Below are 12,688 nucleotides of genomic sequence, written 5' to 3'. Positions count from 1 at the left end.
ATTGCCGGGAACTGGACACTTGCCGTTGCTTTACGGCACACTCGCCGCGCTGTGTCGAATTGCCCTACAAATCCAAGGAATCCGCAGATGGCAACGCTACTGGTGCTCCACGGCCCAAACCTCAACCTGCTCGGTACTCGCGAGCCAGGCCACTACGGCGCCGTGACCCTGGCTCAGATCAACCAGGACCTGGAGCAACGTGCCCGCGCCGCAGGCCACCATCTGCTGTACCTGCAGAGCAATGCCGAATACGAACTGATCGACCGCATTCACGCCGCACGCAACGAGGGTGTGGACTTCATCCTGATCAATCCGGCTGCTTTCACCCACACAAGCGTCGCATTACGTGACGCATTGCTTGCGGTGAGCATCCCATTCATCGAAGTGCACCTGTCCAACGTGCACAAACGCGAACCGTTCCGTCACCACTCCTACTTTTCCGATGTTGCCGTAGGGGTGATCTGCGGTCTGGGCGCCAGCGGTTATCGCCTGGCCCTGGAGTCCGCGCTGGAACAACTGGCTGCCAACGCACAGCCCAAATGATGAAAACCCTGGCCTAAGTGGGCCGGGGTTCGAGAGAAACGTTTCAGATACGTTTTTTGTATTTCGCCCCCTGACCGAACCTTTGGGAGTTGATGATTAATGGATATCCGTAAAGTCAAGAAACTGATCGAGCTGCTGGAAGAGTCTGGCATCGACGAACTGGAGATCAAGGAAGGCGAAGAGTCGGTCCGTATCAGCCGTCACAGCAAGACCCCAGCTGCCCAGCAGTTCTACGCACCGGCGCCTATGGCCGCCGCCCCTGCCGCTGCGCCGGTTGCCGCTGCTGCGCCAGCCGCCGAAGCCACTGCTGCCGCCCCGGCCCTGAAAGGCACCGTGGTCCGTTCGCCAATGGTAGGTACCTTCTACCGCAAGCCTTCGCCGACCTCGCCTAACTTCGCTGAAGTTGGCCAGTCCGTGAAGAAAGGCGACACCCTGTGCATCGTCGAAGCCATGAAGATGATGAACCACATCGAAGCCGATATTGGCGGTGTCATCGACGCCATCCTGGTAGAAGACGGCCAGCCGGTTGAGTTCGACCAGCCGCTGTTCACCATCGTTTGAATCGCGGAGAGCCAACGATGTCTGGGAAGCTCGAAAAAGTCCTGATCGCCAACCGCGGGGAAATTGCCCTGCGGATCCTGCGTGCCTGCAAAGAGCTGGGTATCAAGACCGTCGCCGTGCACTCCACTGCCGACCGTGAACTGATGCACCTGGGCCTGGCAGACGAGTCGGTCTGCATCGGCCCTGCATCGTCCAAGGATTCCTACCTGCATATCCCGGCGATCATCGCTGCCGCCGAAGTGACTGGCGCCACTGCGATTCACCCGGGTTACGGCTTCCTGGCGGAAAACGCCGACTTCGCCGAACAGGTGGAAAAATCCGGTTTCGCCTTCATCGGCCCGAAAGCCGACACCATTCGCCTGATGGGCGACAAGGTTTCGGCCAAGGACGCGATGATCAAGTCGGGCGTACCGACCGTACCGGGCTCCGATGGCCCACTGCCAGAAGACGAAGAAGTTGCCCTGGCGATTGCCCGTGACGTCGGCTACCCGGTGATCATCAAGGCCGCCGGTGGCGGTGGTGGTCGCGGCATGCGCGTGGTGCACAAGGAAGAGGACCTGATTTCCTCGGCCAAGCTCACCCGTACCGAAGCCGGTGCTGCCTTCGGCAACCCGATGGTTTACCTGGAGAAGTTCCTGACCAACCCACGTCACGTGGAAGTGCAGGTACTGTCCGACGGCCAGGGCAACGCCATTCACCTGGGCGACCGTGACTGCTCGCTGCAGCGCCGTCACCAGAAGGTCCTGGAAGAAGCACCAGCCCCGGGCATCGATGAGAAAGCCCGCCAGGAAGTGTTCAAGCGCTGCGTCGATGCGTGCATCGAGATCGGCTACCGTGGTGCGGGTACTTTCGAGTTCCTGTACGAAAACGGCCGCTTCTACTTCATCGAGATGAACACCCGCGTGCAGGTTGAGCACCCGGTATCGGAGATGGTCACTGGCATCGACATCGTCAAGGAGATGCTGAGCATCGCCGCTGGCAACAAGCTGTCGTTCCGCCAGGAAGACGTGGTGATCCGTGGCCACTCGCTGGAGTGCCGGATCAACGCCGAAGACCCGAAGAAGTTCATCCCGAGCCCAGGCAAGGTGAAGCACTTCCACGCCCCGGGCGGCAACGGCGTACGCGTCGATTCGCACCTGTACAGCGGTTATTCGGTTCCGCCGAACTACGACTCGCTGATCGGCAAGCTGATCACCTACGGCAAGGACCGCGACGAAGCCATGGCGCGCATGCGCAATGCCCTGGACGAGATCGTCGTCGACGGCATCAAGACCAACATCCCGCTGCACCGCGACCTGGTGCGTGATGAAGGCTTCTGCAAAGGCGGCGTCAACATTCACTACCTCGAGCACAAACTGGCCAACCAGGAGTGATCGTGTAGTGTGATGTACCAGAACCCCGGCCCTGTGCCGGGGTTTTTTATTGCCTGCCAGAATCTGGGGCCGCGTCGCGGCCCCAGGGCTCTACCCCTTCATCCGCGGCATGTCGATGCGGTGCTCATGCACTCGCCGATAAAGCGTCGCCCGCGAAATACCCAAAGCCCGCGCCGCATCAGCCGGCTTCCAGCGATGGCGGATCAGCGCGTCCAGCAACAGCTGCCGGGCCGGGCACGACACCCCGCTTTCAGCCGAGCCAACCGCTTCACCGCGCACCTCCTGCGGCAGATCCTGCAGCCGCACCTGCCCGCCCTCACTCACCGCACAGGCATACCGCAACACCTGCCGCAGCTGGCGCAAATTGCCCGGCCAGCGATAAACCAGCAGCGCCTGCAGCGCGTCATCCGCCAACACCACCTCCACCCCGCAGGCCGCCGCCTCTTCGGCCAGCAACTGGTGAATCAGCCCCAGCCGGTCATCACGCTCACGCAAGGGGGGAAGCTCGAAACGGGCATTGGCCAGGCGGAAGTACAAGTCTTCACGAAATCGCCCGTCCTCCACCATCGCCGCCAGATCGCGATGGGTCGCACAGATCACCTGAATATCCACCCGCTCCCGCCGCGCCGCACCCAGCGGCGCCACCTCACCCTCCGCCAGCACCCGCAGCAGGCGGGTTTGCAGGTTCAGCGGCATGTCCCCGATCTCGTCGAGGAACAGCGTGCCGCCATCGGCCTGCTGCAACAGCCCTTGCATGCCTTTGCTGGAAGCCCCGGTGAAGGCCCCGGCCACATAGCCGAACAACTCGCTCTCGATCAGGGTTTCCGGAATGGCCGCGCAGTTCAGGGTAACGAACGGGCCATCACAGCGCTGGCTTTGCTGGTGCAGCTGGCGGGCGAATACCTCCTTGCCGGCCCCGGTCTCACCCAGTACCAGCACCGCCAGGTTGCAGTCCTTGACCCGCGTGGCCAGCCGCAGGTGCTGCTCGATACGGGTGTCCTGGGCCTGGCGCACAGGCTGCGCACGCTGGCGTTGCTGCGGTGCACTGACCCGGCCATACAAACCACCCAGACCGGGCAGGCGCTGGGCGGACGACGCGCTCACCCGGCGCAGTTGGTCGATGTCGAACAGTTCGCCTATATGCTCGGGCAAGCGCCCCAGGCGTTCCACCAAGCGTTGCCGCGCCAGGCTGTTGATCGCCTGCAAGCGGCCATCGGCATCCCAGGCCAGCAGGTAGTCGGGCTGGCTCTCCACATAGCCCGGCGTACCATGCGCGCGCATCACCCAGTGACCTTGGGCGCTGTGCATGAAGAAGGCGTTTTCGATCTCGCGGGCGGTTTGCTCGACCAACTGGCGGATCAGGTGCTGGCTGCGCCGATCGTCCGGCGACTGCAAGGCCGACACATCGACCACGCCCAACAACCCACCCAACGGGTCGAACACCGGCGCCGCTGTGCAGGTCAGGCCGATGAAGGCGGCGCGAAAGTGATCGCGCTTGTGCACCGTGACCGGGGCCTTGCTGGTCAGCACCGCCGCCACGCCGCATGTGCCCTCCTCGCCTTCCGACCAGCAGGTCCCCAGATACAGCCCGGCCTTGCGACAGTCGTTGCGGATCGCCGACTCGACCCGGTAATCGATAGTGCGCCCCTGAGCATCGGTAAGCAGCACGCAGTAGTCAGCGCCGCGCACCCGCTCATGCAAGCGCGCCACGGCATCGCTGGCGATGCGCAGGAACAGCTCGGCGCGTTCGCGGCATTCGTTGAGCAGGCTTTGGGAAAGGATACGCGGCCCCTGCTGGGAACCGGGGTCGAGGCGGTACACATCCATGGAGCGGCGCCATGAATCGAGGATCAGCGGTGGTACCGGCGCCTGCGGCAGGCGGTCGGCATTCTTCAACACCCTGCTGACGCAGTCCACATGGGCTCGGGAGTTCGCGGCAAGCATTCAGGCCCTCCGGTTCTCGTTACTGTTTTTATCGTTGTCCAGCCATTAAGCGCCTCTGGGCATGCCCCGACAAGCACTGTGTGATTACCGGCTGGCTTGAGACGCAGCGTCTCAGTGTCTCGGCAACGCAGGCCCGGCGCTGGCACCCGGCGTCTCGCCACCCTACCCGTGTAGACCTCCCCGAACACGACCAGAGCCCTCTAGCCCGGGCACTTCAGCTATTGCGAAGAAAGCTGGCACCCCGCTTGCTCCTGCCCTTGCAAACAAAAATACGAGGTGCGCCATGCCGCTACCCGCCCCGATTGTCGGGATCATTGCCAACCCTGCCTCTGGCCGCGACCTGCGCCGCCTGACCGCCAATGCCGGGCTCTATTCGAGCACCGACAAGGCCTCGGCTATCCAGCGCCTGCTGGCCGCTTTCGGCGCCACCGGCATTGGCCAGGTGTTGTTGCCCAGCGACATGACCGGCATCGCTGCTGCAGTGCTCAAGGCCAGCCAGGGCCCAGGGGCCCGTGACCAGCACTGGCCGGCCATCGAGATCCTCGACCTGCCACTGAGCCAGACCGTGGCCGATACCCGCCTGGCTACCCGGCGCATGGTCGAGCGCGGCGTGGCGATGATCGCCGTGCTGGGCGGTGATGGCACCCACAAGGCGGTCGCCGCCGAGGCCGGTGACGTGCCGCTGCTGACCCTGTCCACCGGCACCAATAACGCCTTCCCCGAACTTCGTGAAGCCACCAGCGCAGGCCTGGCCGGTGGCCTGCTTGCCAGTGGCCGGGTACCGGCCAGCATCGGCTTGCGCCGCAACAAACGCTTACTGGTGAACGTGCCGGAACAACAGCTGGCCGAGTGGGCCTTGGTCGAGGTGGCCGTATCGCCGCAGCGTTTCATCGGTGCCCGTGCACTCAGCCGCAGCGAGGACCTCTGCGAAGTCTTCGCCTGCTTCGCCGAGCCCCACGCCATCGGCCTATCGGCCCTGTGCGGTCTGTGGTGCCCGGTGTCACGGCAAGATCCGCACGGCGCCTGGGTACGCCTGGCCCCCGACGCCGAACAGGCGCTGTTGGCGCCGTTGGCGCCCGGCCTGCTGCAAGCCTGCGGCATCACTGCCTGCGGTCCGCTGACACCCGGCGTCGCCCAGCGCCTGAGCCTGGCCAGCGGCACCCTGGCGCTGGATGGCGAACGCGAAATCGAATTTGCCGAGCATGACACCCCCACCATCACCCTCGACCACCAAGGCCCACTCAGCGTGGACGTCGAGGCCGTGCTGGCGCATGCCGCCCTCCACCACCTGCTGGCCGTCCCGCGCGGCCACCGGCTGCACCCTGCAAACCCGTGTTGAGACAACCCCGGAGAACAACAAGATGTCCAATCAACTCAGTACTGAACAACTGCTGCATGCCTATGAAGTCATGCGGACCATCCGCGCCTTCGAAGAACGCCTGCATGTGGAGTTCGCCACCGGCGAAATTCCCGGCTTCGTCCACCTGTATGCCGGCGAAGAAGCCTCTGCCGCCGGGGTCATGGCCCACTTGCGCGACAGCGACTGCATCGCCTCGACCCACCGCGGCCATGGCCACTGCATCGCCAAAGGCGTGGACGTGTACGGCATGATGGCCGAGATCTACGGCAAGAAGACCGGCGTGTGCGGTGGCAAAGGCGGCTCGATGCACATTGCCGACCTGGAAAAGGGCATGCTCGGTGCCAACGGGATCGTCGGCGCCGGCGCACCACTGGTGGCCGGGGCGGCGCTGGCGGCCAAGCTCAAGGGCCGCGATGACGTGTCGGTAGCCTTCTTCGGCGATGGGGCATCCAACGAGGGCGCCGTGTTTGAAGCCATGAACATGGCGTCGATCATGAACCTGCCCTGCATCTTCGTGGCCGAGAACAACGGCTACGCCGAGGCCACTGCCTCCAACTGGTCCGTAGCCTGCGACCACATTGCCGACCGCGCTGCCGGCTTCGGCATGCCAGGCGTCACCATCGACGGCTTTGACTTCTTTGCCGTATACGAGGCCGCCGGCGCTGCTATCGAGCGCGCCCGCTCCGGGCAAGGGCCGTCGCTGATCGAGGTCAAGCTCAGCCGTTACTACGGCCATTTCGAAGGCGATGCGCAAACCTACCGCGCCCCAGATGAAGTGAAGAACCTGCGCGAATCCCGCGACTGCCTCATGCAATTTCGCAACAAGACCACCCGCGCCGGCCTGCTCACGGCCGAGCAACTGGACGCCATCGACGCCCGCGTCGAGGACCTGATCGAAGACGCCGTTCGCCGCGCCAAATCCGATCCCAAGCCACAGCCCGCCGATCTGCTCACCGACGTCTACGTCGCCTACCCCTGAGCCGCGGATTACAAGAACAACAGGAGAACCACCATGGCAAGAAAGATCAGCTACCAGCAGGCCATCAACGAGGCCCTGGCCCAGGAAATGCGCCGCGACAGCACAGTGTTCATCATTGGCGAAGACGTCGCCGGCGGTGCCGGTGCGCCCGGCGAGGATGACGCCTGGGGTGGCGTGTTGGGCGTGACCAAAGGCCTGTATCACCAATTCCCCGGCCGCGTGCTTGACGCGCCGCTGTCGGAAATCGGCTACGTCGGCGCGGCCGTCGGTGCTGCCACCCAGGGCCTGCGCCCGGTGTGCGAACTGATGTTCGTCGACTTCGCCGGCTGCTGCCTGGACCAGATCCTCAACCAGGCCGCCAAGTTCCGCTACATGTTCGGCGGCAAGGCAGTGACCCCGCTGGTGATGCGCACCATGTATGGCGCCGGCCTGCGTGCGGCAGCCCAGCACTCGCAGATGCTCACCTCGCTATGGACGCACATCCCCGGCCTGAAGGTGGTGTGCCCATCCTCGCCTTACGATGCCAAGGGCCTGTTGATCCAGGCGATCCGCGACAACGACCCGGTGATCTTCTGCGAACACAAACTGCTGTACAGCATGCAGGGCGAGGTGCCGGAAGAGGTGTACACCGTACCGTTCGGCGAAGCCAACTTCTTGCGCGATGGCGACGACGTGACCCTCGTTACCTACGGGCGCATGGTGCATGTGGCGCTGGAGGCCGCCAACAACCTGGCCCGCCAGGGCATCGACTGCGAAGTGCTGGACCTGCGCACTACCAGCCCGCTGGACGAGGACAGCATTCTGGAAAGTGTGGAGAAGACCGGCCGCCTGGTGGTGATCGATGAAGCCAACCCGCGCTGCTCGATGGCCACCGACATCAGCGCGCTGGTGGCACAGAAGGCTTTTGGCGCACTCAAGGGACCGATCGAAATGGTCACCGCGCCGCATACCCCGGTGCCGTTCTCCGACGCCCTGGAAGACCTGTACATCCCTGACGCGGCGAAGATCGAAGCCGCCGTGCGCAAGGTGATCGAAGCCGCAAGGAGTGCCGCATGAGCCAGATCCATACCCTGACTATGCCCAAGTGGGGCCTGTCGATGACCGAGGGCCGGGTGGACACCTGGCTCAAGCAGGAAGGTGACGAAATCAGCAAGGGCGACGAGGTGCTGGACGTCGAGACCGACAAGATCAGCAGCAGCGTCGAAGCGCCTTTCAGCGGCGTGCTGCGCCGCCAGGTAGCCAAGCCGGATGAAACCTTGCCCGTCGGCGCACTGCTGGCGGTGGTAGTCGAAGGCGAAGCAGAGGAGGCCGAGATCGATGCCGTGGTACAGCGCTTCCAGGCCGAGTTCGTCGCCGAAGGTGGCGCCGACCAAAGCCAGGGGCCGGCCCCTCAGAAGGCGGAAGTAGGCGGGCGCCTGCTGCGCTGGTTCGAGCTGGGTGAAGGCGGCACACCGCTGGTGCTGGTGCACGGCTTTGGCGGTGACCTCAACAACTGGCTGTTCAACCACCCGGCACTGGCTGCCGAGCGGCGGGTCATCGCCCTCGACCTGCCGGGCCACGGCGAGTCGGCCAAGACCCTGCAGCGGGGCGACCTGGATGAGTTGAGCGAAACCGTGCTCGCCCTGCTCGACCACCTGGACATCGCCAAAGCCCACCTGGCCGGCCATTCCATGGGTGGTGCCGTCAGCCTCAACGTGGCGCGCCTGGCCCCGCAGCGGGTGGCCAGCCTGAGCCTGGTAGCCAGCGCCGGTCTGGGCGAAGCGATCAACGGGCAGTACTTGCAAGGTTTCGTCACTGCGGCCAACCGCAATGCACTCAAACCGCAGATGGTGCAGTTGTTTGCCGACCCGGCGCTGGTCACCCGGCAAATGCTGGAGGACATGCTCAAGTTCAAGCGCCTGGAAGGTGTGGACCAGGCCCTGCAGCAACTGGCAGGGGCGCTCGCCGACGGCGACCGGCAGCGCCACGACTTGCGCGGAGTACTTGGCAATCACCCGACACTGGTGGTGTGGGGTGGCAAGGATGCGATCATCCCGGCCAGCCATGCCGAGGGCCTGGAAGCCGAAGTACAGGTGCTGCCAGAGGCCGGCCACATGGTGCAGATGGAGGCGGCCGAACAGGTCAACCAGCAACTGCTCGTATTCCTGCGCAAGCACTAAGCCCTTTTCGTGAGCCTGGAGAACAACAATGAATGACCTGAGCCACACCCACATGCGCGCGGCCGTCTGGCATGGCCGCCACGATATTCGTGTCGAACAGGTACCTTTGCCGGCCGACCCTGCGCCGGGCTGGGTGCAGATCAAGGTGGACTGGTGCGGCATCTGCGGCTCCGACCTGCACGAATATGTTGCCGGCCCGGTGTTCATCCCGGTAGAAGCCCCGCACCCGCTGACCGGCATTCAGGGCCAGTGCATCCTCGGCCATGAATTCTGCGGCCACATCGCCAAGCTTGGCGAAGGCGTGGAAGGCTATGCCGTAGGCGACCCGGTGGCGGCAGACGCCTGCCAGCATTGCGGTACCTGCTATTACTGCACCCATGGCCTGTACAACATCTGCGAACGCCTGGCGTTCACCGGCCTGATGAACAACGGTGCCTTCGCCGAGCTGGTCAACGTGCCCGCCAACCTGCTCTACCGGCTGCCGCAGGGCTTCCCTGCCGAAGCCGGGGCACTGATCGAGCCGCTGGCGGTGGGTATGCACGCGGTGAAAAAGGCCGGCAGCCTGCTTGGGCAAACCGTTGTAGTGGTGGGGGCCGGCACCATCGGCCTGTGCACCATCATGTGTGCCAAAGCCGCGGGCGCAGCGCAGGTTATCGCCCTGGAAATGTCCTCAGCACGCAAAGCCAAAGCCAAAGAGGTAGGCGCCAACGTGGTGCTGGACCCCAGCCAGTGCGATGCCCTGGCGGAAATCCGCGCACTGACTGCAGGGCTGGGCGCCGATGTGAGCTTTGAGTGCATTGGCAACAAACATACGGCCAAGCTGGCCATCGACACCATCCGCAAAGCAGGCAAGTGCGTGCTGGTGGGTATTTTCGAAGAGCCCAGCGAGTTCAACTTCTTCGAGCTGGTGTCCACCGAGAAACAGGTGCTGGGGGCGTTGGCGTACAACGGCGAGTTTGCCGACGTGATTGCCTTCATTGCTGATGGTCGGCTGGATATTCGCCCGCTGGTAACCGGCCGGATCGGATTGGAGCAGATTGTCGAGCTGGGCTTCGAGGAACTGGTGAACAACAAAGAGGAGAACGTGAAGATCATAGTTTCACCAGGTGTGCGCTGATTGCACCTTGAAGGCAACGTGGCACCTGTGGGAGCGGGTGGGCCTGCGAGCAATGCAACACAGTGGAGGGCACCGGCTTTGCCGGTGTTCGCGGCTGAAGCCGGTCCTACAGGGTACGCGCAAGGTTCCAAGGCTGTGCGCTGACACAGGGGCTCGCTGTCTCAGGATCCCATTCTGCGTCATACTCGGCAGACCTATTGCCCGGTCCTCTCCATGCGTCCACTGCTCCCCATTACCCTGGTCCTGCTGCTCGCCGCCTGTGGCGATGGCGAATCGCTGCTCCCGCCCGACGCACGGCTGCCTGACGGTGGGCGTTACCGAGGGCAGGTGGTCGATGGCCTGCTGCAAGGTGAGGGCCGGATCGACTACCCCAACGGCAGCTGGTACGCCGGCAGCTTCAAGGACGGCCAGTGGCACGGCCAAGGTGAATGGCATGGGCAGAACGGCGAGGTCTACCGGGGCCAGTTCGCCGAGGGGCTGTTTCAGGGCCTGGGTGACCTGATCACCCCAGGCAGCCACTATAGCGGCACCTTCCGCCACGGCCGCCGCGACGGCGAGGGCACCCTCAAGCAAGCCGACCAGACATACCGCGGCCAGTTCAAGGACGACCTGTACGACGGTGCAGGCCAACTGGAACTGGCCGACGGCAGTCGCTACCAAGGCCTGTTCGCCAAGGGCAAGCCCAACGGCGCCGGGGTGCGCAGCGATGCCAGCGGCAACCAGTTCAGCGGCCACTTCGTCAACGGCCAGCTACAAGGCGCCGGCACCTACGACAGCGTTGATGGCGAGCAGTACATCGGCGAATTCAAGGACAACCGCCTGGAGGGCCGTGGCCGCTACGAAAATGCCGACGGCGACGTGTGGATCGGTGAATTCAAGGACGGCTCGCTGATCGGCGAAGGGGAGTTGCTGGGCAGCGATGGCAGCCACTACAAGGGCGAGTTCGCCGACTGGCGTCTGTCGGGCCAGGGCAGCCTGCAACTGGCCGACGGCAGCAAGTACATCGGCGGTTTCCTCAACGATGCCTTCCATGGCCATGGGCGGCTGATTCTGCCCAGTGGCAAGGTCGAAAGCGGAACATGGGCCAACGGCGTGCGCGTGCGCGACCAGAACGGCAAGCTGCTGCCAGACCCACTGGACCTGGCGTTGCTCAACCAGGGCCGGCTGCTGGACGAGGCGCTGGCTCGGGTACCTCGCTCGGCGCCACCGATCCAGCTGTATAGCCTGGTAGTGGCCGGCGATGGCCAGCAAAGCGTATTCCTGCGCGAAGCCGACTACGTCAGCCGCATGCTCAAGGTGCGCTTTGGCGCCCGTGGCCAGGTAACCCTGGTCAACCACCGCGACCACATGGCCACACGCCCCATGGCCACCCGCGAAAACCTCTCCCGCGCTGCCGCCACCCTGGCAGAGCGCAGCGGCCCCGAAGACCTGGTGTTCATCTACCTCACCAGCCATGGCAGCCAGGACCACCAACTGGTACTCGACCAGCCCCGCCTGCAACTGGCCGACCTGGCCGCTGACGAGCTGGCCACTGCCCTGGCGCCGCTGAAGGATCGCGACAAGGTCATCGTCATCTCCGCCTGCTATTCAGGGGGCTATATCGCTCCGCTCAAAGACGAGCGCACGCTCATCATGACCGCTGCCCGGGCCGACCGCGTCTCCTTCGGTTGCTCGGAGGAAGCCGACTTCACCTACTTTGGCGATGCCCTGTTCGCTGAAGCGCTGAACCAGACCGACGACCTGAAACAGGCGTTTGAACTGGCGCGTGCCAGCGTTGCCGAAAGAGAACAAAGGGAAGGCTTCGAGGCCTCCGAGCCGCAGTTGTGGGCACCGCCGGCCGTGCTTGAGCACTGGCACCAGCTGCGCCAGCAACAAGCCGAAGAAGCGTTGCGTAACGCCACACAGGCCAACGTGAGCAAGCAGGCAAAAATGCCCGGCACTCACTAGACTTGTGTGTAACAAGGGAGAGACATCATGTACTTGACGCCTCAGCATGTCCTGCTTGCCGGAGCCACCGGTCTGACCGGTGAACACCTGCTAGACCGCCTGCTCAACGAGCCCACCATCACCCGTGTCCTGGCGCCTACACGCCGGCCATTGGCCGAGCACCCGCACCTGGAAAACCCGGTGGGCGACCCGGCGGTATTCCTTCCGCAACTGGCCGGGCGGGTCGACATCGCCTATTGCTGCCTGGGCACCACGCTGAAGCAGGCAGGTTCCGAATCGGCTTTCCGCGCAGTGGATCTGGACATGGTGGTCGCCTTCAGCAAGCGTGCCCGGGAAATGGGCGCACGGCATCTGCTGGTGATCAGTGCAGTGGGCGCCGATCCTAAGTCGTCAATTTTCTATAACCGGGTCAAGGGCGAGATGGAAGAAGCGCTCAAGGCTCAGGACTGGCCACAGCTGACCATCGTGCGGCCCTCGTTCCTGCTGGGCGAGCGACTGGAGCCACGGCTGACTGAACAGCTAGTTGCGCCGTTTTCTCGGTTCATACCCGGGAAATACCGGGGAATCGAGGCTTGTACCCTGGCGCGGGCGCTGTGGCGGCTGGCGCTGGAAGAAGAAGACGGCGTGCGGGTTGTGGAGTCGGATGAATTGCGCAGGTTGGGCAGGATCTAGGCTTCGCTTGTGCTGGCCTCTTCGCGGGCACGC

11 protein-coding genes are annotated in these 12,688 nt (G+C 64.1%); 10 read left to right on the top strand and 1 reads right to left on the bottom strand.

Translation table 11 applies throughout. The annotated features are described in order from the left end of the window. Positions 1–87 precede the first annotated feature (87 nt). The 3 genes from aroQ (at position 88) to accC (ending at position 2,477) form a co-directional block, all read left to right on the top strand. Positions 88–543 (top strand): type II 3-dehydroquinate dehydratase, encoded by a 456-nt coding sequence (aroQ, locus tag V7787_RS23145; protein WP_010951834.1) that lies wholly within the window; start codon positions 88–90, stop codon positions 541–543. Positions 544–642: 99 nt separating this feature from the next. Further along, positions 643–1,104: an acetyl-CoA carboxylase biotin carboxyl carrier protein gene (accB, locus tag V7787_RS23140; RefSeq protein ID WP_010951833.1), complete on the top strand. Its 462-nt coding sequence runs from the start codon at positions 643–645 to the stop codon at positions 1,102–1,104. Between the two features lie 17 nt (positions 1,105–1,121). Continuing rightward, the gene (gene accC, locus V7787_RS23135; RefSeq protein WP_003255333.1) at positions 1,122–2,477 is read left to right on the top strand and encodes an acetyl-CoA carboxylase biotin carboxylase subunit; all 1,356 of its coding nucleotides are present in this window, start codon (positions 1,122–1,124) and stop codon (positions 2,475–2,477) included. A gap of 90 nt (positions 2,478–2,567) precedes the next feature. On the opposite strand, the gene V7787_RS23130 is transcribed toward accC, so the two are convergent. Then, a complete protein-coding gene (locus tag V7787_RS23130) occupies positions 2,568–4,421 on the bottom strand; it encodes a sigma-54-dependent Fis family transcriptional regulator (protein WP_336089720.1) in 1,854 nt (617 codons plus the stop codon). A gap of 283 nt (positions 4,422–4,704) precedes the next feature. On the opposite strand from V7787_RS23130, the gene V7787_RS23125 reads away from it, so the two are divergent. The 7 genes from V7787_RS23125 (at position 4,705) to V7787_RS23095 (ending at position 12,655) form a co-directional block, all read left to right on the top strand. Continuing rightward, positions 4,705–5,760, top strand: coding sequence for an ATP-NAD kinase family protein (locus tag V7787_RS23125; RefSeq protein WP_064492935.1), 1,056 nt, complete (start codon positions 4,705–4,707; stop codon positions 5,758–5,760). 22 nt (positions 5,761–5,782) lie between these two features. Further along, complete coding sequence (locus tag V7787_RS23120) at positions 5,783–6,760, top strand: thiamine pyrophosphate-dependent dehydrogenase E1 component subunit alpha (RefSeq protein WP_010951830.1); 978 nt, start codon at positions 5,783–5,785, stop codon at positions 6,758–6,760. A 33-nt stretch (positions 6,761–6,793) separates the two neighbouring features. Beyond that, positions 6,794–7,816 (top strand): alpha-ketoacid dehydrogenase subunit beta, encoded by a 1,023-nt coding sequence (locus V7787_RS23115; RefSeq protein ID WP_010951829.1) that lies wholly within the window; start codon positions 6,794–6,796, stop codon positions 7,814–7,816. After that, the gene (locus V7787_RS23110; RefSeq protein ID WP_064492934.1) at positions 7,813–8,919 is read left to right on the top strand and encodes an acetoin dehydrogenase dihydrolipoyllysine-residue acetyltransferase subunit; all 1,107 of its coding nucleotides are present in this window, start codon (positions 7,813–7,815) and stop codon (positions 8,917–8,919) included. Before V7787_RS23115 ends, V7787_RS23110 begins: the two co-directional genes overlap by 4 nt. 52 nt (positions 8,920–8,971) lie before the next feature. Beyond that, positions 8,972–10,036, top strand: coding sequence for a 2,3-butanediol dehydrogenase (locus V7787_RS23105; protein WP_223843612.1), 1,065 nt, complete (start codon positions 8,972–8,974; stop codon positions 10,034–10,036). A gap of 213 nt (positions 10,037–10,249) precedes the next feature. Next, entirely contained in the window at positions 10,250–11,983 is a 1,734-nt protein-coding gene (locus tag V7787_RS23100; RefSeq protein ID WP_064492932.1) for a C13 family peptidase, read from the top strand. A gap of 27 nt (positions 11,984–12,010) precedes the next feature. After that, a complete protein-coding gene (locus V7787_RS23095) occupies positions 12,011–12,655 on the top strand; it encodes an oxidoreductase (protein ID WP_010951825.1) in 645 nt (214 codons plus the stop codon). The last annotated feature ends 33 nt before the right edge of the window (positions 12,656–12,688 follow it).

The sequence above is a fragment of the Pseudomonas sp. CGJS7 genome, assembly GCF_036961695.1.
This window is presented reverse-complemented; position numbering and strand designations above follow the sequence as displayed.

Bases quoted from the DNA above. Each gene is read 5' to 3' on its own strand.
- aroQ (WP_010951834.1), top strand. From the start codon at position 88: ATGGCAACGCTACTGGTGCTCCACGGCCCAAACCTCAACCTGCTCGGT.
- V7787_RS23110 (WP_064492934.1), top strand. From the start codon at position 7,813: ATGAGCCAGATCCATACCCTGACTATGCCCAAGTGGGGCCTGTCGATG.
- V7787_RS23115 (WP_010951829.1), top strand. From the start codon at position 6,794: ATGGCAAGAAAGATCAGCTACCAGCAGGCCATCAACGAGGCCCTGGCC.
- V7787_RS23095 (WP_010951825.1), top strand. From the start codon at position 12,011: ATGTACTTGACGCCTCAGCATGTCCTGCTTGCCGGAGCCACCGGTCTG.
- V7787_RS23105 (WP_223843612.1), top strand. From the start codon at position 8,972: ATGCGCGCGGCCGTCTGGCATGGCCGCCACGATATTCGTGTCGAACAG.
- V7787_RS23130 (WP_336089720.1), bottom strand. From the start codon at position 4,421: ATGCTTGCCGCGAACTCCCGAGCCCATGTGGACTGCGTCAGCAGGGTG.
- accB (WP_010951833.1), top strand. From the start codon at position 643: ATGGATATCCGTAAAGTCAAGAAACTGATCGAGCTGCTGGAAGAGTCT.
- V7787_RS23100 (WP_064492932.1), top strand. From the start codon at position 10,250: ATGCGTCCACTGCTCCCCATTACCCTGGTCCTGCTGCTCGCCGCCTGT.
- V7787_RS23120 (WP_010951830.1), top strand. From the start codon at position 5,783: ATGTCCAATCAACTCAGTACTGAACAACTGCTGCATGCCTATGAAGTC.
- V7787_RS23125 (WP_064492935.1), top strand. From the start codon at position 4,705: ATGCCGCTACCCGCCCCGATTGTCGGGATCATTGCCAACCCTGCCTCT.
- accC (WP_003255333.1), top strand. From the start codon at position 1,122: ATGTCTGGGAAGCTCGAAAAAGTCCTGATCGCCAACCGCGGGGAAATT.